The organism is Nonomuraea sp. JJY05, assembly GCF_043496855.1.
Taxonomy (GTDB): domain Bacteria; phylum Actinomycetota; class Actinomycetes; order Streptosporangiales; family Streptosporangiaceae; genus Nonomuraea.
Genome location: NZ_JBIEIS010000004.1, coordinates 333,207 through 355,142 on the forward strand (window position 1 = coordinate 333,207; position 21,936 = coordinate 355,142).

22 protein-coding genes are annotated in these 21,936 nt (G+C 71.6%); 6 read left to right on the forward strand and 16 right to left on the reverse strand.

What is annotated here, in order from left to right:
* Positions 1-81: 81 nt before the first annotated feature.
* The 8 genes from ACFKCF_RS07510 to ACFKCF_RS07545 all read right to left on the reverse strand — a co-directional run bounded on the left by ACFKCF_RS07510 (position 82) and on the right by ACFKCF_RS07545 (position 6,707).
* Positions 82-588, reverse strand: a complete 507-nt coding sequence (locus tag ACFKCF_RS07510; RefSeq protein WP_394492021.1) for a GNAT family N-acetyltransferase — start codon at positions 586-588, stop codon at positions 82-84.
* 82 nt (positions 589-670) lie between these two features.
* Positions 671-1,618: a serine hydrolase domain-containing protein gene (locus ACFKCF_RS07515; protein ID WP_394492022.1), complete on the reverse strand. Its 948-nt coding sequence runs from the start codon at positions 1,616-1,618 to the stop codon at positions 671-673.
* 45 nt (positions 1,619-1,663) lie between these two features.
* Positions 1,664-2,839 (reverse strand): MFS transporter, encoded by a 1,176-nt coding sequence (locus ACFKCF_RS07520; RefSeq protein ID WP_394492024.1) that lies wholly within the window; start codon positions 2,837-2,839, stop codon positions 1,664-1,666.
* Between the two features lie 172 nt (positions 2,840-3,011).
* Entirely contained in the window at positions 3,012-3,497 is a 486-nt protein-coding gene (locus ACFKCF_RS07525) for a hypothetical protein (RefSeq protein WP_394492026.1), read from the reverse strand.
* Positions 3,498-3,727: 230 nt separating this feature from the next.
* The gene (locus ACFKCF_RS07530; protein ID WP_394492028.1) at positions 3,728-4,033 is read right to left on the reverse strand and encodes a hypothetical protein; all 306 of its coding nucleotides are present in this window, start codon (positions 4,031-4,033) and stop codon (positions 3,728-3,730) included.
* Between the two features lie 118 nt (positions 4,034-4,151).
* Positions 4,152-5,252, reverse strand: coding sequence for an o-succinylbenzoate synthase (gene menC, locus ACFKCF_RS07535; protein ID WP_394492030.1), 1,101 nt, complete (start codon positions 5,250-5,252; stop codon positions 4,152-4,154).
* Complete coding sequence (locus ACFKCF_RS07540; protein WP_394492032.1) at positions 5,249-6,094, reverse strand: GNAT family N-acetyltransferase; 846 nt, start codon at positions 6,092-6,094, stop codon at positions 5,249-5,251. The genes menC and ACFKCF_RS07540 overlap by 4 nt, the downstream gene beginning before the upstream one ends.
* 106 nt (positions 6,095-6,200) lie before the next feature.
* Positions 6,201-6,707 (reverse strand): acyclic terpene utilization AtuA family protein, encoded by a 507-nt coding sequence (locus ACFKCF_RS07545; RefSeq protein WP_394492034.1) that lies wholly within the window; start codon positions 6,705-6,707, stop codon positions 6,201-6,203.
* 52 nt (positions 6,708-6,759) lie between these two features.
* Here ACFKCF_RS07545 and ACFKCF_RS07550 point away from each other — a divergent pair, with 52 nt between their 5' ends.
* Entirely contained in the window at positions 6,760-6,936 is a 177-nt protein-coding gene (locus ACFKCF_RS07550) for a hypothetical protein (protein WP_394492036.1), read from the forward strand.
* Positions 6,937-6,994: 58 nt separating this feature from the next.
* Here the strand turns inward: ACFKCF_RS07550 and ACFKCF_RS07555 are convergent, their stop codons facing one another.
* Genes ACFKCF_RS07555 through ACFKCF_RS07580 form a run of 6 tightly spaced genes read right to left on the reverse strand, consistent with a single transcriptional unit; the run spans position 6,995 to position 13,255 of the window.
* Positions 6,995-8,041, reverse strand: a complete 1,047-nt coding sequence (locus ACFKCF_RS07555; protein ID WP_394492038.1) for a M24 family metallopeptidase — start codon at positions 8,039-8,041, stop codon at positions 6,995-6,997.
* Entirely contained in the window at positions 8,038-8,946 is a 909-nt protein-coding gene (locus ACFKCF_RS07560) for an oligopeptide/dipeptide ABC transporter ATP-binding protein (protein ID WP_394492040.1), read from the reverse strand. Before ACFKCF_RS07560 ends, ACFKCF_RS07555 begins: the two co-directional genes overlap by 4 nt.
* Entirely contained in the window at positions 8,943-9,719 is a 777-nt protein-coding gene (locus tag ACFKCF_RS07565; RefSeq protein ID WP_394492042.1) for an ABC transporter ATP-binding protein, read from the reverse strand. Before ACFKCF_RS07565 ends, ACFKCF_RS07560 begins: the two co-directional genes overlap by 4 nt.
* Positions 9,716-10,594: an ABC transporter permease gene (locus ACFKCF_RS07570; protein WP_394492044.1), complete on the reverse strand. Its 879-nt coding sequence runs from the start codon at positions 10,592-10,594 to the stop codon at positions 9,716-9,718. Before ACFKCF_RS07570 ends, ACFKCF_RS07565 begins: the two co-directional genes overlap by 4 nt.
* The gene (locus ACFKCF_RS07575; RefSeq protein ID WP_394492046.1) at positions 10,591-11,661 is read right to left on the reverse strand and encodes an ABC transporter permease; all 1,071 of its coding nucleotides are present in this window, start codon (positions 11,659-11,661) and stop codon (positions 10,591-10,593) included. The genes ACFKCF_RS07570 and ACFKCF_RS07575 overlap by 4 nt, the downstream gene beginning before the upstream one ends.
* Before the next feature lie 13 nt (positions 11,662-11,674).
* A complete protein-coding gene (locus ACFKCF_RS07580) occupies positions 11,675-13,255 on the reverse strand; it encodes an ABC transporter substrate-binding protein (protein WP_394492048.1) in 1,581 nt (526 codons plus the stop codon).
* Between the two features lie 112 nt (positions 13,256-13,367).
* Between ACFKCF_RS07580 and ACFKCF_RS07585 the strand changes: the two genes are divergently transcribed.
* Entirely contained in the window at positions 13,368-14,018 is a 651-nt protein-coding gene (locus ACFKCF_RS07585) for an Lrp/AsnC family transcriptional regulator (protein ID WP_394492050.1), read from the forward strand.
* Between the two features lie 4 nt (positions 14,019-14,022).
* On the opposite strand, the gene ACFKCF_RS07590 is transcribed toward ACFKCF_RS07585, so the two are convergent.
* Complete coding sequence (locus tag ACFKCF_RS07590) at positions 14,023-14,358, reverse strand: hypothetical protein (RefSeq protein WP_394492052.1); 336 nt, start codon at positions 14,356-14,358, stop codon at positions 14,023-14,025.
* A 534-nt stretch (positions 14,359-14,892) separates the two neighbouring features.
* On the opposite strand from ACFKCF_RS07590, the gene ACFKCF_RS07595 reads away from it, so the two are divergent.
* The 3 genes from ACFKCF_RS07595 to ACFKCF_RS07605 all read left to right on the forward strand — a co-directional run bounded on the left by ACFKCF_RS07595 (position 14,893) and on the right by ACFKCF_RS07605 (position 16,768).
* Positions 14,893-15,921, forward strand: a complete 1,029-nt coding sequence (locus tag ACFKCF_RS07595) for an alcohol dehydrogenase catalytic domain-containing protein (protein ID WP_394492054.1) — start codon at positions 14,893-14,895, stop codon at positions 15,919-15,921.
* A 98-nt stretch (positions 15,922-16,019) separates the two neighbouring features.
* Entirely contained in the window at positions 16,020-16,382 is a 363-nt protein-coding gene (locus ACFKCF_RS07600; RefSeq protein ID WP_394492056.1) for a hypothetical protein, read from the forward strand.
* A gap of 257 nt (positions 16,383-16,639) precedes the next feature.
* Positions 16,640-16,768 carry a hypothetical protein gene (locus ACFKCF_RS07605; protein WP_394492058.1) on the forward strand — a complete coding sequence of 43 codons (129 nt, stop codon included), beginning with the start codon at positions 16,640-16,642 and terminating at the stop codon, positions 16,766-16,768.
* Here the strand turns inward: ACFKCF_RS07605 and ACFKCF_RS07610 are convergent, their stop codons facing one another.
* Positions 16,769-18,769 (reverse strand): WD40 repeat domain-containing protein, encoded by a 2,001-nt coding sequence (locus ACFKCF_RS07610; RefSeq protein ID WP_394492060.1) that lies wholly within the window; start codon positions 18,767-18,769, stop codon positions 16,769-16,771. It abuts the gene before it with no gap.
* 307 nt (positions 18,770-19,076) lie between these two features.
* On the opposite strand from ACFKCF_RS07610, the gene ACFKCF_RS07615 reads away from it, so the two are divergent.
* Positions 19,077-21,797 (forward strand): AAA family ATPase, encoded by a 2,721-nt coding sequence (locus tag ACFKCF_RS07615; protein ID WP_394492062.1) that lies wholly within the window; start codon positions 19,077-19,079, stop codon positions 21,795-21,797.
* The last annotated feature ends 139 nt before the right edge of the window (positions 21,798-21,936 follow it).

Here is a 21,936-nt window from a genome sequence, read left to right on the forward strand (position 1 = left end):
TTCATGGGTGAGGCCGGTGTACGGCAGGCCCGCCGCACACCATCACCACGAACGGCCCCCCGCCAAATGGACAACTGCTTCTCACGAAGTTGCGGTCTCCAGAGAACGGGTCAGCCGCACTCCTTCTTCCAGGTACCCCAGCGCGGCGTAGAACCGCCGGGCGGCCGGGTTGGCCGCCCCCGTCTCCAGCGTCAGGTGGCGCAGACCCTGCTGCCGGGCCCAGTCCTCGGCGGCGGCCATCAACCGCCGGCCCACTCCCGTTCGGACGGCTCGCGGATGGACGGCCAACTCGCCGACATAGGCGTCCACCGCACCGGTGAAGTGCTGCTGCCGCTGGACGGACACCACGCCGACCACCTGCGAGTCCCCGCCGTCCACCGCGACGAACACCGCTCCCCGCCCGCTCTTGGCCGCGGCAAGGGACCCGGCGAGCCACTCCCGCGCCGCCCGCATGGCACCCTCGGGATCACGCCACGCCGCCACACCTTCGGCGAGCCGGGGAGCCAGCGCCATGACGGCTTCCAGGTCCTCATCGCTGACAGGCCGGATTGGAACAAGCCCCTGATCCTCGTTCACGAATGGCAGCATGCCAGCCGGAAGCCCGCCGAAAAAACCCCTGTCACGTGCGAGACCACGGTCCGCGGCAGCGGCATGCCGCCGGAGTTCTGCGTCAAAGCCGGGCGTCGCCTTCCGTCACCCCGTCGAGGAGGAGGCCGAGCAGCACCGTCCGACGTTCGGTGTCGTCGGCGATCGCGGTGAACACGATGCTCCAGCCCAGGTCGGGTAACCGAGCCTGCATGGCCCGCAGCCCCGGCCAGCCGCCCCCGTGCCGGTAGACGCGATGCCCGGCGTGCGAGCGGACGCCGATGCCCCAGGCGTAGTCGATCGGCGTCCCGTCATCGAGGCGGCCCGGGGTTTGCATGATGGTGGAGACGCCGAGCTCGTCGGCATTGAGCGCCTGGCTCCACCGCAGCAGGTCGCCGGCGGTGGCCCAAACGCCACCGTCACCCAGGGACAGCGGGGCGGGGTGCTCAGGAGTCAGCGGTGCCGCGCCGGGAGGCGCGGGAGCGGGGCCGGCCCAGAAAAGCGTCTCGCTCATCGACAGCGGGGCGAAGAGCCGGTCCCGCGCGAAATCCGGAAGCGGTTGACCTGCTGCTCGTGCGGCCGCAGCGGCGAGGCAGACATATCCCGCGTTCGAATAGGCGTAATTGCCGCCAGGGCTGCCCTGGAGGGCGGGAAATCGAGTGAGAGCCTGGATGACGCCTTCGCTGGTCCGGTCGGCATCTCCGGCCAGGATGGCGTCGATGTCTCGATCGGCGGGCAGCGCCGCGGTGTGATGGAGAAGCTGCCGGAGCCGGATGTCGTCGGCCCATGGAGGCAGCTGCGGCAGCCAGCGCGACAGAGCGGATTCAAGGTCCAGCGCACCCTGCTGGACGAGCAAGGCCACGCATGCGGCGGTCATTTGTTTGGAAAGGGAGGCCGCGTAGACCGGCGTCGTGGCGGACAACGGCTCCCCCCTGGCCGTCATCCCCTGCGCGTGAAAAGCCGGCGCCTCGTCGCGTTGCTGCAGCCCGACCACGATCGGCTCGTCAATCCGGTAGCCGGCTTCGGCGACCATGGCTTCTATTCGATTCTCAGGATGGGGCACGGAAGTAATTTTTCATCAGCGGGGCCTGGCGAGCGACCACAGAGCCGCCGCCATGAGGAGGGCGGTCAGCCCGCCGCAGATCATCGTCGTGGAGACCGAGAAGGCGTCCACGACCTGGCCGCCGGCAAGCGCTCCGAGGGCGAAGGTGGCCTGGAAGGAGGAGGTGAAGACGACCGTGGCGGCCTCCGGCGTCCGAGGGGCGGCGTTCATGAACCAGGCCTGGGAGCAGACGGGAACGCCCCCGTAGGCCAGTCCCCACAAGACCACCAGCGCGATGGCCCCGGCGGTGGAGGTGCCGGCTACGGGCAGCAGGAGCGTGGTGAGGGCGATCAGGGCGCCGCAGGCCAGGAAGGCCGCTCGTGGGGCGGTCGCGACCGCCTTGCTCGCCAGGAAGTTCCCGGCCGTCCCGGCGATGCCGTACGCCAGGAGCGTGGCGCTGACGGCGGCCGGGCCCAGGTGGGTGACGTTCTGGAGGAAGGGGGTGACGTAGGTGTAGGTGCCGAAGTGCGCCAGGACGATGAGGAACGTGGCCAGCAGGGCGATCCTGGTGCCCCGTTCGCGCAGGAGGCCGAGCAGGACGCGGCCGCTGGTGACCTCGCGGGCGGGGAGCGGCGGCAGCAGCATCAGCAGGGCGATCAGGACGAGGACCGACAACGCGGCCAGGGCGAGGAAGGCGGTTCGCCAGCCGGCGAGGTGGCCGATGAACGTGCCGGCCGGGACGCCGAGCACCGAGCCCAGCGGGACGGCCGAGAAGATCAGCGCGGTGGCGGCGCCGACCGAGCGCGGCGGCACGAGGCGGGCGGCCAGCCCGGCCCCGATCGACCAGAATCCGCCGATGGTCAGGCCGACCAGCACCCTGGAGACCAGCATGATCCAGTACGAGGTCGCCACCGCCGCCAGGACGTCGGCGATCGCGAGCACCGCCATGAGCGCGCACAGCATCACCCGGCGGTCCAGGCGGGCGGTGGCGAGCGTGACGGCGGGCGCGGCGACGGCGGCGACGATGCCGGGCAGGGTCATGGTCAGCCCGGTGGTGCCGTCGGAGATGCCGAAATCGGCGCCGATGTCGGTCAGCAGGCCGATGGGCAGGATCTCGCTGGTGACGATGGCGAAGATGCCCAGCGTGAGCGAGGTGACGGCCAGCCAGCTGACGAGGGGTGAGCGGGGCCGGGCATGGGTGATCGTGGACATGGTTCCGTTCGGGTTGGGACCGTGGGGTAACGGAACCAGCCAAGCAGCGGCGGTAGGGCGGATACCGGCAGGTTTCAGACCACACCATGCCGTGACGACACCCTTCGAGGAATGCGGCACCAGTCGGTGAGACACGAGGAAGCTGAGGTCACCTACGGCTGGAAGGCGCCGATCATCGCCGTCTTGCGACGAAAGCATGCTCGTGGTCGGTGTCCTCGCCGACGGAGCCCACGGCCCACAAGTTGGAGGTGCCGGGGATGGCCGCGATGGCGGCGTGACCACTGTTACCGGCGCTGATGTCCTCGCGCCTCCACGACGTGCCGTCGTAGTGGAGGAGGAGCGCGACACCTGGCTGACGGGGGTCGGTACCGGTCGCCCACAGGTTGTTCTTGCCGAAGGCGGTCAGGCCGTGCAGAGCACCCTTCAACGGTGGCAGTTCCACCCGCTGCCAGGCCGACCCGTTCCAGTGCATGACGAGCGGCGTGGGGAGGGATCCCGGGGTCTCCGCCCCCTCCCCGCCATCTGAGGTTGGGCGGCAGTTCGCCGGGGGATACATCTCCGGGTCGTAGCCTCCGATCGCGCCGACGGCCCAGACGTCTGTCGGCGTGATCGCCAGCACGCTGTCCAGGCGACCTCCGGGGACCTCCGGAACGGACATGTCCTGGTTGTAGCTCCACCTTCCGTACGGAGACATGTGGGCGACCGTCGGCCTGGTGCCCTGGCAATCCTTCAGCGGGCCGTGACGGGCAGGGCTTGGTGACGGGCGCGCATCGGGCCTGCCGCAACGGGATGGCGCGGGTCACCTGTTCATCCAGGTACGGCCGTCCGTCGCGCCGGCTCGAACCCGGCGGAAGCATGGCGAAACGATCGATTCGCCAACAGCGGACCTCAGCAGGTGTCGGCTCCGTCGAAGGTCCGGACGCCCCTTGCGACCTGGGAGGAGATGGTCCCGCCGGGCCGGACGGTGGAGCACTCGCCGTCGGTCCCGCGTGCCCACACGATGTTCAGCCGGAGAGTCCTGCCGCAGTCGTTGCGCGCGTATCCGGTCTTGGTGATCCTGCCCGTGGTCTGCCAGACGGTTACGCAGGTGGGTGCGTTGCCTGCTGGGGCCGCGGCTTGGGCCGGACGGCTCGAGGCGAGAGCACAGCAGGTGAGGGTGAGGGTGGCGAGGGCTGCTCCGGCGGCTGGACGCACGGGGCTCCTTTCTGCGGCGAACACGCTCCACAGCGATTAGTAGTCAAACGGACGCGGAAAGTCAACAGCCTCCGCCGCGACCCACGCCGGAGCCGCGGGGAGGCCGTCGTGACGACGCTCAGAGCGTGATCCACTCCGTGCTCGTGGTCACCGCGTCGAGCACCTCCGGGATCGGGTCCACGCCCAGGCCCGGCCCCGCGGGCACCTCCAGGTGGCCGTCGGACAGCTCGAACGGCCGGGTGATGTCGGTGGAGTAGTAGCGCCGAGACCCCGAGGTGTCGCCGGGCAGCGTGAAGCCCGGCAGGGCGGCCAGGGCCACGTTCGCCGCCCGGCCGAGGCCGGTCTCCAGCATGCCGCCGCACCACACCGCGATCCCGTTCGCCCGGCACAGGTCGTGGATGCGCCGCGCCTCCAAGTAGCCGCCGATCCGGCCGGGCTTGATGTTGACGATCGAGCACGAGCCGAGCGCGATGGCGGCGGCCGCGTGCTCGGCCGACTCGATCGACTCGTCCAGGCAGATCGGCGTCTTGAGCTGTTCGGCCAGCCTGGCGTGCTGGACGAGGTCGTCGTTGGCCAGCGGCTGCTCGATCAGCAGCAGGTCGAACGCGTCGAGCCGGGCCAGGCGGCGGGCGTCGCTCAGCGAGTAGGCGGCGTTCGCGTCGACCTGGAGGAGCAGGTCGTCGCCGAACCGTTCGCGCACGGCCCGGACCGGCTCGACGTCCCAGCCGGGCTCGATCTTGAGCTTGATGCGGACGTACCCCTCGTCGAGGTAGCCCCCGACGGCGTCGAGCAGCTGCGGGATCGAGTCCATGATGCCGACCGACACCCCGCACGGCACCCGCGTGCGGGAGGCGCCGAGGAAGCGGGCGAACGACTCGCCCGCCGTCCTGAGCTGCGCGTCCAGCACCGCCGTCTCCAACGCGGCCTTCGCCATGCGGTGGCCCTTGACGGGCTCCAGCGCGCGCCCGACGTCGTGCACGTCCAGCGTCTTCGGCAGCGCGGGCAGCAGGAAGCGCCGGATCACCTCGGCCGCGCCGTCGGTGTACTCGGAGGAGTAGAGCGGCTCGCCCATGGCCACGCACTCGCCCCACCCCTCGGCGTCCGGCGTCACCACCCTGACCAACAGGACGTCGCGGGCCGTCTCCGTGCCGAACGACGTGCGGAACGGCGCCACCAGCGGCATCGCGATCCGCCGCAGCTCAACTCCAGTGATCTTCACTTTGTCTCCACCACGTAGTAGGACTTCCCCGAGAACCCCGTGACCGCGCGGCCCTCGGCCATCAGAGCGCCCAGCACGTCGCGTACGGCGTGCCGCCACGTCTTGGCCGTTCCCGGGTCGGCGCGGCGCAACCCCGCGATGTCCGCGGGCACGGCCACCAGCACCGTGCCCGCGTCCACCGGGCCGGGCACCGGCCGCCCGCCCACGTCGGCGAGCGCGACCACGGCACCCGGCGGCGACGCGTCCAGCCCCGGCGGCTTTGGTAGCGCCGGAGCATCCACCCGCGGGCCCGGCTCGACGCGCGGATCCCGCCGTGCCAGGGCCTCCACGCGCGGCTCCCGCCGTGCTAGGGCCTCCACGCGCGGATCCGACAGCGGCCAGGCGGTCAGGAGCCGGTCGGACTCGTCGCCCTGGTTGATCGCGTCGTCCATGACCCCGTAGAAGCAGGGCAGGTACTCGCGGGGCCGGGCGCCCAGCTTGGCCAGGTTGAAGTGGGCGTTGCGGCGCATCAGCGGGTCGTACGTCCAGGTGATCCGCTCCAGGCCGCGTTCCAGGGCCCAGCGGCGCTGGTGCAGCTTGAGCGCGAACCCGATGCCGCGCCCGGCCGCCGTCCCCGTGACGTGGGAGTGCAGGGCGTCGCCGCCGGCCAGGAACCCGACCGAGCCGCCCACCAGGCGGCCGCCGTCGAAGGCGCCCGCCACGTGGCCGCCCGCGTGCGACAGGGCCCGCATCAGCTCGACCGTGATGGGCGGGGCGCCGGTCCCGAAGTGCCAGATGCCGTCGAACAGCGCGTTCACCTGCTCGAACTCCGCCATCTCATGGAGCTCCCTGACCTCGACCAACCTGCCGCTCCTCGTCTCGGACGTTCACAGGCGACGGTATTCGACGGCGGGGCCGCCGCGATTCGTCCGGGTTCACCAAGCCGGGGCCGGGCTTTGGTGGAAGCGGCTAAAAGGGCGTGATGAGGAGCCTGCTGGGGGCCTCCTGGCTGAGGCGTACCGACTCCAGGGGGACGCTTCCGGCCAGGCAGGCGCGTACGGCCTCCGCCCGCACGTCCCCGTCGAGCGAGCTGCGCCCGTCGCGGCGGACCTCCACCGCGCACGGCCCCGGCTGCGCGGCCATGACGAGGCCCGCGGCGGTCGCCCCGGCCAGCGCGCCCAGATCGCTCCCGGTCCAGCCGTAGTGCCACATGCCCGCCGCCACCACCGGCGCCGAGGGGCAGCAGTCCGGCGCGGTGGCCACCACGTCGATCCCCTGGGACAGGGCCTCGGCGATCTCCTGCGCGGACGTCGCCACGAGGGAGCCCACGCGCAGCCCGGGAAAGTCGGGCATCGGGCCGCCCACCCCGTAGATGAGCTTGATGCCCGTTTCGAGAGGCCCTGGGCCGCCGTCGTGCCAGCCGCAGACCACCACGTCGAGCGACCCGGCGGACCTCCACGTGCCGATGCGCAGCATGATTCTGGACTACCCTTCGCCGTGGATCATCACACACCGTCACGGGTGCTCGGTGGCGCCGACACCCGTCGTCGAGCCGCTCACGCACCACCCGCCGAACGCGGTGACCGGCGGCGTCTGGCGGGTGCGCAGGGGGTCGGCGGTGCTCAAGGTGCTGACCCGCCGCAAGGAAGGCGGCGAAGGGGTGGGGGCACGGCCCGCCGGTTCAGGGAGCGGGGTGAGGCGCTGACGTTCCTGGCGGGGTGGGCCGATGAGGCTCGCAGGCTGGCCGAGGCGGTCGAGCTGCCTCAGCGGTCGAGGACGTGCAGGGTGTGCGGGTACGCGCCCAGCGGCACCGGCCCGTCGTCCGCGCACACCACCACGTCCGCGACCCGGGCCCCGAACAGGTCGGGCACGTAGATGGCGGGCTCCAGGCAGAACACCATCCCCGGCTCGAACACGGCGTCCTCGCCCGGCCACGGCCCCTCGTCGTGCCCCAGCCCGACGCCCCGGCCCACGTGCGCCGCCGCGAAGTGCCCGTACCCGCTGCCGTCGATCACCTCGCCCACGGCCCTGGCCACCTCGTCCACCGGCACGCCGGGCCGCACGGCCGCGAGCCCGGCCCGGTGGGCGGCCAGCACCACCGAGTACATCGCCTCGAAGTCATCCGGCGGCTCGGCCACGGCGAACGCCCTGGACACCTCGGCGCAGTAGCCGCCCCACCGCCCGCACACCGACACGCCCAGCGCGTCCCCGGGGTTGATGACGCGCTCGCCGGGCACGTGCGCGGGCCGCGCCGTGTGCTCCCCGGCCGCCACCCGCAGCGACAGCAGCTCCTCGCACCCCGACTCGGCCAGCAGCACCCGCAGCCGGTAGGCCATCGCCCGCTCGGTCACACCGAACCAGGCCAGCTCCAGCGCCTGCTTCAGCACCCCTTCCGCCGCCGCCACCGCGCGCCCGACGGCCTCGACCTCGTACGGCTCCTTGCGCAGCCGCAGCGGCCACAGCACCGAGGAGGCGGGCACGAGCTCGGCCTCGATCGCCAGCCCGAACAGCTCCCGCACCCGCATCTCCGGATCCACCCCGACCCGGCGCGCCCCCGAGGGCACCACCCCGGCCGGATCGGCGGTCTCGGCCACCACGTCCTGCGTGACCACCAGAAACGTGCCCTGGCCGGCTCCAGGAAAGCTCCCGAGAAAGCTCCCGAGGAAGCGGGAGTCCGGCGAGGGCCGCAGCACGAGAGCGTCCACCCCGGCCTCGCCCATGGCCGCCCGCACCGCCGCCAGCCGCGCCGCGGCGGCCTGCGGCCCCGGGGCGGCCTGCGGCCCCACGGCGGCGTCGGGGACGGGGGTCACTTCGGCTCGTGCAGCCAGCAGGCGACCGGCCCGAACTCCGGCTCCTTCACGCGGCACACGTCCATCACGGACGGGCAGCGCGGGTTGAACCGGCACCCTCCCGGCGGGTTCGCCGGGTCCGGCACGTCACCGGCCAGCTCGGCGGGCAGCACACCCATCCCGTCCGGCTTGGGGATGGCCTGGAGCAGCGCCTTCGTGTACGGGTGCTGCGGATCCGCCCACACCTCTGCCGTGTCGCCCACCTCGACGATCTTGCCGAGATACATGACGGCGATCCGGTCGGCGATCAGCCGCACCACGGACAGGTCGTGGCTGATGAACAGCAGCCCCGCGCCCGAGTCCACCGCCAGGTCCCGCATCAGCCTGGCCACCTGCGACTGCGCGGAGGCGTCCAGCGCCGAGATGGGCTCGTCCCCGATCAGCAGCCGCGGCCGGGCCGCGAGCGCCCTGGCGATGGCGATGCGCTGCCGCTGCCCGCCGGAGAACTCGTGCGGGTGCCTCCCGGCGAAGTCCCGCGGCAGGCCGACGCGTTCCAGCAGGTCGGCGGGCGAGGAGGCGGTGTCGGCCGAGGTGCGCAGCCCGTCGGCGATCTGGTCGCCGATCCGCCGCCGGGGGTTGAGGGAGGCGTACGGGTCCTGGAAGACCATCTGGATCCCGGTCAGCTTCCTGCGCCGCAGGCCGAGCGGCGTGACCGGCTGCCCGTCGAACGCGATGGAGCCCGCGGTGATCGGGTTCAGCCCGCAGACGGCGCGGGCCAGCGTCGACTTGCCGCATCCGGACTCGCCGACCAGCCCGACGACCTCGCCGGGGTTGACCGTCAGGCTGGCCCCCGCCACGGCCCGCACGGCGGGACGCCCGGGGGAGCGGTGCTCGACGACCAGGTCGTCGATGGCCAACAGAGTCATTGCGCCTCCGCGTCGGGTAGGGACTCCAGCAGGGAACGCGTGTAGGCGTGCTCGGGCTCCCGCAGCACCCGCCCGCGCGGCCCCGACTCCACGACGAGGCCGTCCTTCATCACGCTCACCTCGTCCGCCACCGCCGACATCACGCCCAGGTCGTGGGTGACCAGCAGCACCGCCAGCCCCAGCTCGTCGCAGAGCCCGCGCAGCAGCCGCAGCACGCCGGCCTGCACGGTCACGTCGAGCGCGGTGGTCGGCTCGTCGGCGATCAGCACCTTGGGGGAGCAGGCCAGCGCGATCGCGATGGCGATGCGCTGGCGCATCCCGCCGGAGAACTGGTGCGGATAGCGCCCGTACGCCTCCTCGGCCCCCGGGATGCGCACCTTGCCCAGCAGCTCCACCGCCCGGGCCCGCGCCTCGCGCTTGTCCAGCCCCAGGTGGTGGCGCATGTGCTCGGTGAGCTGCTTGCCGATGGTCAGCATCGGGTGCAGGCTGGTCGCCGGGTCCTGGAACACCATGGCGACCTCGCCGCCGCGCACCCGGTTCAGCTCCTTGGGCGGCAGGGTGAGCAGGTCACGCTCGCCGAGCCGGATCTCGCCCGACACGCGGGCGCCGTGCGGCAGCAGCCCGAGCACGGCCAGCCCCGTCATGGTCTTGCCCGAGCCGCTCTCCCCGGCCAGCCCGTGCACCCGCCCGGGCTCCAGCGCGAGATCGACGCCGCGCAGGATCTCCTTGCCGCCGATCGACATCCTCAACCCGGTGATCTCAAGCGTCGTCACAGGGCACGCTCCTTGATCGCGCGGGCCGTACGGGGGTCGAGCGCGTCCCGCAGGGTGTCGCCGAGGAAGTTGAACGCCAGCACCACCGTCAGGATCGCCAGCCCCGGGAACGTCGCCACCCACCAGCTGTCGAACACCTCCACGCCCGAGGCCACCATCGCCCCCCACTCGGGGGAGGGTGGCTTGGCCCCGAGGCCCAGGAACGACAGCCCGGACAGCAGCAGCAGCGCGGTGCCGATGTCCAGCGTCGCGAGCACGAGGACGGGGCCGGTCACGTTCGGCAGCACGTCCACGCGCAACGACCGCCACACCGAGAAGCCCAGCAGCCGCCCGCTCAGCACGAACTCCCGCTCGCGCACCCCCAGCACCAGCCCCCGGGTGACGCGGGCGTAGGCGGGCCAGGCCACCACCAGCACGGCCAGCACCGCGTTCGTCAGGCTCGCGCCCAGCGCGGCGGCCACCACCATGGCCAGGATCACGGTCGGGAACGCGAACACCAGGTCCGCCAGCCGCATGATCGTCTCATCGACCCACCGGCCGAAGTACCCGGCGCAGGCGCCGAGCAGCCCGCCGATCAGCACCGAGAGCACGACCAGCAGCAACGTCAGCGGGATCGACACCCGCGCCCCGTACATCACGCGGCTCAGGATGTCGCGGCCGAGCTGGTCGGTGCCGAACCAGTGCCCGGGCCCCGGCGGCGCGAGCCGCGGCAAATCCTGGGCGAGGGGGTCGTGCGGCGCCAGCACGGGGGCGGCCAGCGCGATCACCAACCAGGCCACCGCCAGCACGGCGCCGACCACGGCCAGCGGCTGCCGCCACGCCTCGGGCAGCCGGGCAAGCAGGCCCCTGCGGGCCAGGGGGTCCCGCCGTCTCATTGCAGCCTCACTCGGGGATCGATGACGCCGTACAGGACGTCCACGATCAGGTTGATGACCAGGTAGACGACGCCGACGACCAGGCCGACGCCCATGACGGCGGGCAGGTCGAGGGTGGTGGCGCTCTTGTAGGCGTACTGGCCGACGCCGGGCCAGGCGAAGATCGCCTCGACCAGCACGGTGCCGGACAGCAGGCTGCCGAACGCCAGGCCCGCCACGGTGATGACGGGCACCAGAGCCGAGCGCAGCACGTACCGGAAGAGGATCACCCGGCCGGGCAGGCCCTTGGCCCTGGCGGCGCGCACGTAGTCCTGCCCCAGCACCTCCAGCACCGCCGAGCGCGTGAAGCGGGTGAGCAGGCCGATCGTGTAGAGCGCCAGCACCAGCGCGGGCGTCACGAGGTGCCCGACCGCGGAGGAGAACACGTCCCACCGGCCCGCCAGCAGCGCGTCCACGGTCTGCAGCCCGGTCACGGCCGGGACCGCGCCGTTGAGCGCCGCGTCCACCCGGCCACTGCCCGGGGTGAGCTGCAGCCGGTAGAAGAACACGTAGAACGCCACCAGCGCCAGCCAGAACGTCGGGACCGAGATGCCGATGAGGCTCAGCACGCGCAGCGCGTGGTCCGACAGCCGGTCCCGGCGCAGCGCGGCGATCACGCCGAACGCCACGCCCAGCACCAGCGACACCAGGATCGCCGCCCCGGCCAGCTCCAGCGTCGCCGGGACGAACTCGGCCAGGTCCTGGCTGACCGGCCGGTGACTCTGCTGGCTGGTGCCCAGGTCGCCGTGGAGCAGGCCCTGGAGGTGGAGCACGTACTGCTCCCAGAGCGGCTTGTCCAGGCCGTGCTCGGCCCGCCACTGGGCCACGATCGCCGGATCGCCCAGCGCCCGCTGGCCGAGGTTCGCGGCCACGGGGTCGCCGGGCACCAGGTTCGTCAGGACGAACGTGACGAGCGTGATGCCCCAGGCCATCAGGACCGCGAGCAGGATGCGCCGGATCAGGAAGCGGACGAGCGGATGGGCCCGTCCCGCCCGGCCCCGGCGGGCTTCGCCCGGGATGTCGGACACCTGCGGGGCTCCCTTACTTCACGCCGAGATCGGCCACGTCCACCGTCCACACCGGGTGGTACTCGAGGCCGGTCACCGACGCCGCCGTCACGATGTTCTGGCTGGGCTGGATCAGCGGGATGAACGGCCCGGAGGCGTTCAGCTTGGTTTGCACGTCCACGTAGGCGGCCTTGCGGGCGTCGTCGCCGATCGCCGTGGCGGCCTTGTCACCGGCGGCCTCGATCTCCTTGGCCGCCCCCGCCTTCCAGCCGGCCCGCAGGCCCACCGTCTTGCCCGGCAGGAACGCCAGGTAGTCGCTCGGGTCGGGGTAGTCCGGGCCCCAGTACCACAGGCCCATCTCCTCCTTGCCGTTGCGGTAGTTGTCCAGGGCCGTGGTGACCGGCGCGGGCTGCAGGTCGACCGTGATGCCGACCTCCTTGAGGTTGGCCTGGATGCGCTCGGCCAGCGGCTGGAAGGACAGGCCGTTGACGGTCAGCTCGCTCGGGTACTCCAGCTTGACGGTCGGGTTCGACACGCCGCTGGCGGCCAGCGCCGCCTTGGCGCCCTCGACGTCCCGCTTGGCCGCCTGGTCGGCGGGCAGCGCGCCGAGCAGCTGCGACGGGATGACGCCCGGCGCCTGGGCCGAGCCCTCGCCGGCCAGCTCCAGCAGGCCCGCGTAGTCGACGCCCTTGCGGACCGCCTCCACGAACTTGGCGTTCGGGGTGGTCTTGCTGATCCCGGAGTCCTGGTTGGCCAGCAGGAAGATCACGTTCGCCGAGGCGGTCTTCTTGACCTGCAGGGTCGCGGGCATGCCGGTGACCTGGTCGCCCGACAGGTTGAGGGCGATCTGGCTGTCGCCGCGCTGGACGTTCAGCTTCTGCGTGGCGGCCTCGACGTTGCGGATGACGACCTTGTCGTAGGCGGGCTTGGTGCCGTAGTACTTGGGGTTCGCCTTGAGCGTGACCTGGCTGCTCACGTTGAACGACTCGATCTGGTACGGGCCGGAGCCGGCGGAGGCCGAGTTCAGGTACTGCTCGGCCTTGTCCTGGGCGTCCGTGGTGGCGCCGTGCTCCTTGGCGACCTTGCTGTTGAGGATGCCGAGGGCCGGGTTGGGCAGGATGTACGGCAGCGCCGGGTTGGGCGCCTTCGACGTCAGCGTGATCGTCGAGTCGTCGGTCTTGGCCACCTCGACGCCGTCCAGCAGGAACGACGGCGTGCCCTTCATGTCCCGCACGCGCGTCAGCGAGAACACCACGTCGTCCGCCGTCACCGGCGACCCGTCCGCGAACGTGGCGCCCTTCTTCAGCTTGAGCGTCAGCGTCTTGCCGTCCTTGCTCAGCTCGTACGACTCCGCGAGCGAGGGCACCGGCTTGGTCACGTCAGCGCCGTCGAACGTCAGCAGCGTCTCATAGACGGCCTTGCCGACGATCAGCCCCGTCGGCTCGTACGTGCGGCCCGGGTCGGCCGTCTTGAGGTCGAAGGACGTGTCGATGACGAGGGTCTTGCCCCCACCGCCGGACGCGGCGGGAGTCTGGGAGCCGCCGCCGCTACCGCAGGCGGCCAGGGCGAGTGCACCGGCGAGCAGCACAGCCGCCGTCTGCGAGCGGGTCGCCATGATGGGTCCTCCAAGATTTGGACGTTCGGCAGGAAGATGTCGAGGATTGTGCGGCAGAACGTCCAGGCACTGTGCGGTCGGTAAGACGTATATAAAGGTCGATGAGGTAATGATGAGTGAAATTTCCAGAAATGGTGTCGGCGGCGGCGGTCAGCCTGGACGGATCGGCATCGGTCTCGAGCTTGACGACATCCACATGAAGATCCTCGAGGTCCTGCGCGAGAACGGCAGGATCTCGGTGGCCGCGCTGGCCGAACGGGTGGGCATCTCCCGCGCGAACGCCTACACGCGCTTCGAGGCGCTGCGCGCCGACGGCGCGATCAAGCGCTTCACCGCCGAGATCGACCACGTACGGGCGGGGCTGGGCATCACCGCCCTGATCTTCGTGACCGTACGCCAGCAGATGTGGAAGCAGTTCAGGGCCGAGCTGGCCCGGATGCCGGAGGTGGAGTACTGCGCGATCACCACCGGGCAGCACGACGCCATGATCCAGGTACGCGTGTCCGACGTGGCCGCCGTGCACACCATGGTGACCGACCGGCTGGCCAACATCCCGGCGGTCAAGGCGACCGAGACCGTGTTCATCCTGGACGAGGTGCTCAAGCGGCCGTACGTGCTGCCCAGCGATCGCGACCGTGATCGCGACCGGGGTCGCCCGGCGCGGCGGCCCGCCCAGGAGGGGGCGCAGGGCGGCGTGCCGCTCGGCAAGATGCGCTTCGTCGGCGCCGCCGAGGGCCGCGCCGCCCTCCGCAAGGACGACTGAATGATCAGCCGACCTCCCTGCACACGCTCACGTGAACCGTGTCGTCCCCGTCGAAGCTGAACTCCTCCACCAGGCGCAGCAGCCCGTCGTCCCCCTTCTCGACGCGGCTGCTGCTCTGCCCGCCGGCCTTCCCGCCGGCCTTCAGCGCGTGCGCGTAGGAGATCGACACCTGGGCGCCGTCACGCATGCCCACGAAACGCCCGTGGGTCACGGTGTCGCCGGAGTAGCTGCCCCACACCACTCCGTCAGCCTCCTGGTACAGGAACTCCGTCGGGCTGTCCGGGTCGACTACGCTCGCTGTCGAGCTCACCATCACGAATTTGCGGCCGTTGAGATTCACGCCCGCCATCGTGGCCCACATTTCCGAAATATCAGCATCCGTCTGGACGGATCGTGAGGAGACCGGTCAATGATCGACAATCCGTCCAGTGAGGATCTCCACCCCCGGCGGCCTTCGTGTAGGTGATCCACCGATCCTGGACGGTCGGCCCTGGCCGGTCGGTCCGGCACCTGCCCCAGCCCACGGTGCTGGACCGAGTCCGGGAGCCACGACCGGCTCTCACCGGAACCCCTGCAGAGGAGAGGACCGGGTACGCGATCATGCTCGCCTGCGCGGTCAGGGGTGCTGCGCACGCTCGTCGGCCTGGACGAGGACGGCGAGGCGCGCCCTGCTCGTCATCGCCGCCTTCCAAGCCGCTGTCGTCGCTCAGGCACCGCCGGCATCCTCGCAAACCTGCTCTGACCAGCAGCCGAAGGCGTCCGGTGATCCTCGAAGGGGCTCGCCGGACAGCGGATAAACGAGCGGGAATTGGAAAGGGTGCGCAGGTGAGGGCCTCTCCAGGAGGCCGCTGCTTCCGTAAGAAGAGGAGACGGCATGTCTTCTTCTGTCATGCACCGTGCCGTACAGGTCGCCGAGCCCGGCGGGGATCTGTCGCTGGTTCGGGCGGGCACCCAGGAGCCGGGCCCTGGCCAGGTACGGGTCACCGTGGAGGCGTGCGGAGTGTGCCACTCCGACGCCCTGATCACCGCCGGGCACATCCCGGGCACCGCCTTCCCCGTCACGCCAGGGCACGAGATCGCGGGACGCATCGACACGATCGGCGACGGCGTCGTCGGCTGGTCCGTCGGTGATCGGGTGGCGATCGGCTGGTACGGGGGCAGCTGCGGCCACTGCGACGCCTGCAGGGAGGGCGACGGCATCCTCTGTCCCGAGCTTCAGGTGCCGGGGGTCGCGTACGCCGGAGGGTTCGCCGACTCCATGGTGGTGCCGGCCGTCGCCCTGGCCGCGGTCCCGGACGAGCTCACGGCGGTGGAGGCCGCGCCCCTGGCCTGCGCCGGCGTGACCGTGTACAACGCGCTGCGGCGCAGCTCCGCGCGGTCCGGCGACACCGTGGCGATCCTCGGCCTGGGCGGCCTGGGACACCTCGGGGTTCAGTTCGCTTCGAAGATGGGCTTCGACACCGTCGCGATGGCCCGCGGTCCGGAGAAGGCGTCGCTGGCTCACAAGCTCGGCGCGGCCCACTACATCGACACCGCCACCGCGAACATGGCCGATGCGCTGCAGGCCAAGAGGGGAGCCAAGGTGGTGCTGGCGACGGTGACCAACGCCGCGGCGATGTCCCAGACGATCGACGGGCTGGGACGCCGCGGCGAGCTCATCATCGTCGGCGTCGCCATGGAGCAGCTGGACATCACGCCTCTGCAACTCGTGGGCGGGGCCAAGCGGGTGCACGGCCACGCTTCCGGCATCGCGGTCGACACCCAGGACACCATGAGGTTCGCCGCCCAGAACGGCGTCCGGGCGTGGACCGAGGAGGTCCCGTTGGAGGAGGCCGGTGCGGCGTTCCAGAAGATGCTCTCCGGCCGGGCCCGCTTCCGCATGGTCCTGACCACCGGCAACTGACGCCCCCCGGACATCCTCGGGTCAGCGGCGCTGGGCGCAGAGCCGTCAACGGGAGATCTCGATGGTGGACCGCCGGCTCCCAGGAGCGCGACAGCTTCGTGGCAGCACCGAGCGAGGCCGTCAGGAGCCGGCGGGACGACGAATCGATCGGGCAGGCCTTGGCCCGCGGCTACCTGCGGTTGCTCGGCGACTATCACGTCGCCGGCCTGCTCGTGCACAGCGTCGAGTACCAGCGGACCCTGGACGCCGGCCCTGCACTGCGTGGCAGGGAGCTGGAGCTGCGCCGGGAGCGGGAGGACCTTCTCGCCGCCACCTTGGCCGAGGACGTGCCGCCGCAGGGAGACCGCTACGCCCGAGGCTGGTGGCGGCACTCGCGTCGGCCATTGACCGGGTGCTGGACGGGGAGTTCCGGCGCCGGCTGCTCGCGGGGGAGCGGACCGGTGAGGTCCGGGCCTCGCTGACGCCTGTGGTCGAAGAACTGTTCGGCACCATCGAGGCCGCCTGCCGGCACCTGGATGGACCCGTCCGGTGACCTCGCCCCGCCGGAGGAGCCGGCGACGACTCGATGAGATCGCGCCGGGGCAGGGTTTGACGCCCGACCGGTAACGTCGCTGGAGCTCCTCGGCCCCCGCCGCCTGCAAGCCTGGCCACCAGCCCACCCCGGCCGCGCCGGCGAGCCTCGAACCGGGAGGGGCACAAGCGGGCCTACGCCAAGGTCATGCGGCGGCCGGAGCCGCCGTACGTCGACGTCGCCGAGGTGCTGCCGCCGACGTACGCGGTGGCGTCGGCGATGATGATGGCGCCGTTTGCCCTGCCCAGAGGCTCGTCGGTTCGCCGCTGGTGGTGATCATCCTTCCGGGGGTGCTGGGCTGTTGACGAACACGGCGAGGTCGCGGTCAAAACAGACGATGACGTGTCCGTCTTCGCTGATCGCCACCGCTGTCACGGATTTGGGGAAGTGCAAGTCGGGGCCGATCTGCTCGCGGGTGGCAAGCTCCCACACGCGAACGGTCTGATAACCGGCGGTCACAGCGATGGGTTGACCGTCCACGGTGGCGGCGGCGAGCGCCCCGGTGGCTTCGGTGGGCAGTCCGCCGAGGGCGTCGCCCGTGGCCAGGTCCCATAGCTTCACAGGGTCTGAGCTGTCGCCGCCGGCGGTGATCGCGGCCGGCCGATCGCCGATGGTGGTCACGGCGAGGTTCTGCACGGATCCGCCGTGCCGATCGGCGGGGGAGACGGTGGTCGATCGGTCGGTGGTGAGGTCGAGCATCATGAGGGTGCCGTCTTGGGTGACGGTCAGGGCGACCGGTCGGCCGTTGAGGGTGGCGACGCCGACTGCGCTCGTCCAGCGCCGGCGGCCGGCGCGGGACGCGTCGATCTCTTCGCCTGTGTTCAGGTTCCACAGGCGGATCGTTTCGTCGTAGCTGCCGGTCACGGCCACCGGCCGGCCGCCGAACTCCACTACGGCGGCCATGCGGACGGCGTGGTCATGACCGGTGAACGGCTCGCCTGTCTGCGTCCCCGAGCGGAGATCCCATACGCGGACGGTCTTGTCGGAGCTGCCGGTGACCACCGCCGGTCGGCCGCCGACAAGCGCGGTGGCAACCGCGGTGACCATGTCGGCGTGACCGATGAGCGGATCATCGACCTGCTCGCCGGTAGCCAGGTCCCACACGCGGACGGTCTTGTCGTAACTGCCGGTCACGGCAACGGAACGGCCATCGAGCACCGTGGTGGCGACGGCAGGGACATAGCCGGTGTGGCGGTTGGGGGACTCGTCGACTCGCCGCCCTGACGACAGGTCCCACATCCGTACCGAGTGATCGTCGCCGGCGGAGATGGCCACCGGTCGCCCATCCACCACCGTCGTCGCAACCGCCCGAACCCGATCGGTGTGCCCGGTGAGCGGCTCGCCGATCTGCCGGCGTGACCTCAGATCCCAGATCCGTACACTTCCGTCGATGCCGCCGGAGACGACCACCGGGCACCCGTCCAGAACCGTGGTCGCGATCGCCTGCACAAAGCCGGTCCTGCCACTGAACGCTCTGCCTACCTGCCGGCCTGACCTCGGATCCCACAAGCGTAAGGGTCCGCCGTCCTCACCGCTGGAAATCACCGCCGGCTGCCCGTCCACCACCGTGGGCACGATCAGCTCGACCTCGTAACCGTGGTCCCTCAGCGGTTTACCGATCCGCCGGCCGGACTTCAGGTCCCACAAACGTAAGGTACGGTCGGCGCCGCCGGAGATGGCCACCGATCGTCCATCCACCACCGTGGTCGCAACCGCTGTGACCCAACCGGTGTGACCTTCGAACGGCTCGCCGATCTGCTCGCCTGACCTCAGATCCCACATGCGTACGGTCTTGTCATGACCGCCGGAAACTCCCACCGGCCGCCCGTCCACCACCGTGGTCGCAACCGCTTTGACCCAACCGCTGTGACCTCTGAACGGCTCGCAGACTTGCTGACCGGTCATCAGATCCAACACCCGCACGGTCCCGTTGTTGCCGCCGGCGAAGACCGCCACCGGCCGCCCGTCCAGGACCGTGGTCGCGAGGGACTCCACGTAGTCGTAGTCGGCGCGACCGGTGAACGGTTGCCCGATCTGCTGACCTGACGTCAGGTCCCACAGGCGCAGGGTCCGATCGCGACCGCCGGTGACCGCCACCGGCAGCCCGTCCACGACCGTGGTCGTAACCGCCCACACCCGATCGGTGTGGCCGGTTCGCGGCACGCCGACCGGCTCGCCGAACGCCAGTTCGCTCGCCGGCCGGCTGGTCCACGCCAAAGTCCACCGGCCATTCCTGGCGAACGGAACCCGGGCCGCGGCCGATCGTGAAGAAGACATGGCGGAGATGTTAGCCGCCACCCCCGACGAAGATCAGCGGAGCGCGACCACCGCGATGCGCGCGCCGCCCCGTCGGCGGCACCCCTCACAACGGCGAGGCCGCCAACGGCACCGCCTGCAGCGTCGTGTCTGCTTGACCATCACGTGGTTCGCTTCGACCTGAGCATCCCGGCATCGGGGCCGGGTCAGCCTCGGGCGGCGGTTACGGGGGTGGTCGTAGAGGATTTGCCCATGGGGGAAGCTTCCGGGGGCGGCGGCGCTCGCACGCGGCTTTGTCACAGGTGCCGGTGCTTTCTATGCTCGGCCTGTGCTGGGGAGAGACAACGAGAGCGAACTGCTCGAGTCGTTGCTGCGGCACGCCGCCGACGGGCGCGGTGGCGGGGTGCTACTCCACGGTGAGCCCGGGATCGGGAAGACCGCGCTGCTGTCACACGTCTTGGAGCAGGCCGCCGGGTTCCGGGTGCTTCGCGCGGTGGGCGTCGAGCCGGAGGCCGATCTCGCGTACGCGACGCTGCACCAGCTCCTGCTCCCCCTGCTCGGACGGGCCCACGAGCTGCCGGACCCGCAGGCGCAGGCCCTGCGCGTCCTGTTCGGGAGCGCGCACGGCGCGCCACCCGATCCGTTCCTGGTGGGTCTGGCGACCCTGTCGCTGCTGTCTCTGGCGGCCGGGGAGAAGCCGGTGTTGTGCGTCGTCGACGACGCGCACTGGGCCGATCGGCCGACGCTGAAGACACTGGCGTTCGTCGCCCGCCGGCTGGACGACGAGCCCATCGCAGTGGTGCTGGCCGCGCGCGCCGACGAGGGTCACAGCACCGATCTGCCCGACCTGCGCCGCATCCAGCTTGCGGGCCTCGAGCCCGAAGCGGCCAGGGCGCTGCTCGCCGAGCGCGCAGGCGGGCGGCGCCTCAGCGAGGGTGAGCAGGACCGTCTGCTGGCCGTCACCGGCGGAAATCCCCTGGCCCTGATCGAGCTCGCCGGAAGGAGGATCCCGCCGGAGGGGACACCGGAGCCGCCGGCCATGACGGATCGGCTGCAGCGGTCGTTCCTGGCCAGGATCCGGGCGCGGCACGTCGAATCGTTGCCGCTGCTCCAGCTGATCGCCGCCGACGGCTCGGGCAGCGTCGCGACCATCGAGAAGGCGGCCACCTCCATGGGGATCGCCACCGGCCTGCTGCACCGCGCCGAGCTCGACGAGCTGCTGGCCTACGACGGTACGCGGCTGGTGTTCCGGCATCCGCTGATCCGATCCGCGATCTACCACAGCGCCACGAGCAGCCGGCGCGTCGCGATCCACCGCGCCTTCGCCGTGGCCTTCGACGCCCCGGCCGACCAGCACCGCCATGCCTGGCACCTCGGGCAGGCCGTCCTCGGGCACGACGAGTACGCCGCCGACCGGCTCGAGCACTCGGCCGAACAGGCGGCCCAGCGCGGGGGCCCGGCCGCGGCCATGGCCTCGCTGTCGAGGGCGGCCGAGCTCACGGTTGACGGCCCTCGCAGAGGACGGCGGCTGTGGAACGCCGCGCACGCCGCCGCCCAGGGCGGATTCACCGCCGCGGCCGTCGAGCTGCTCGATCGCGCCGAGCGCGAGCCCTCCCTGGACGAGACGGACCGGATCTCCGTGGCCGTCATGCGGGCCGTCGTGGCCGAGTTCGCCGGCTCGCCCAATGACGCCATGGACCTCATCAAGCCCTGGATCCCACGCGCGCTGCGGCTCGACCGGCGCCGCTTCGTCCCGACCGTCGCGATGTACGGCAACCTCGGCGTCCGCGCCAACCGGCCACAGGCCTGGTCCGATCTCGCCGGCTGGCTCGACGAGAGCACGCCGGCGCCGGACGACCCGGAGGACGCGGTGCTGCTGCTCCTTCGGGACGCCGCTCGGGCACGAACAGGCCGCGATCCGGGACCGGCCGTGCGCGAGCGCGCAGCGGTCGAATCGCTCACCGACCCGATCACGATGACCCTGGCCGGGGCGATCAGCCGCGCGCTCGGTGATCATGAGCTGAGCGGGCGGCTGTACCGCGACGCCGGGCGACTGGCGCGCAACAGCGGCGCGCTCGGCGCGCTCGCGTGGAACCTCGAGTACCAGGCCGCTGATGAGATCTCGCGGGGCAGGCTGGGGCTCGCGGAGGCCCACGCCGAGGAGGGCGCCCAGTTCGCCGCCGAGGTCGGCCAGCCGAACACGGCATGCCGCAACCGGGGGCTGCTCGCGCTGTGCGCGGCCATCCGGGGCCGGCCGGACGCCGGCGAGCTGGCCTCCGCCGTGCTGGCCGAGGCGGGCGAGCGCGACCTGGCCGACGCCATGTTCTACGCCAGGCGGGCGCTCGGGCTCATCGAGCTGGTCGCGGGCAGGTATCGCGAAGCCGTACGGCACTTCGAGGCGGTCGGCGCCTGGGACGCCGACGCACCCCCGGACCTCGCCATGGGAATCGTCCCCGACCTCGTCGAGGCCCTGGTCCGCGCCGGCGAGCGGGATCGGGCCGCCGCAGCCACGGCCCGCTACGCACAGTGGACCGAACGCATCGCCTCACCCGGCCTGGGCGCGCTCACGGCCCGCTGCCGGGCGCTGGTCCGCACCGGCGGCGCCGACGCCCATTACGCCGAAAGCCTGCGGCTGCACGCCAGGTCCGACGCTCCGCTGGAGCACGCCCGGACGCAGCTGCTGTTCGGCGAGCGGCTGCGGCGTGACCGGCGACGTTCCGAGGCTCAGGAGCACCTGCGCGCGGCGGCGGAGACCTTCCGCCGCGTCGGCGCGCTCACCTGGGCCGACCGCGCGCTGGGCGAGCTGCGCGCCACCGGGGAGTCGGGCCGGACCCGCACGCCCGAGGCGGACACGTTGAGCACGCTCACCCCGCAGGAGCTGCGCATCACGCTGGCCGTCGGAGAGGGGCTGACCAACCGGGAGATCGCCGCGCAACTGTTCCTCAGCCCCCGCACCGTGGACTACCACCTGCGCAAGGTCTTCCAGAAGGCCGGCATCGCCTCGCGGGCCGAGCTCATGCGGCTGGTCCTCGCCGAGCGACCCGCCTGAGACCGGCGATTTCACTGATTCGGCGGCCGCCTGCGCCTTTCTAACGTTGGGGACGTCAATCCCCTCGACGATGCCGGCCGGCGGGCACCCGAGTGCCCACGCCTGGGAGCCCATCGTCAACCCTGGAGTGCGCCGGATG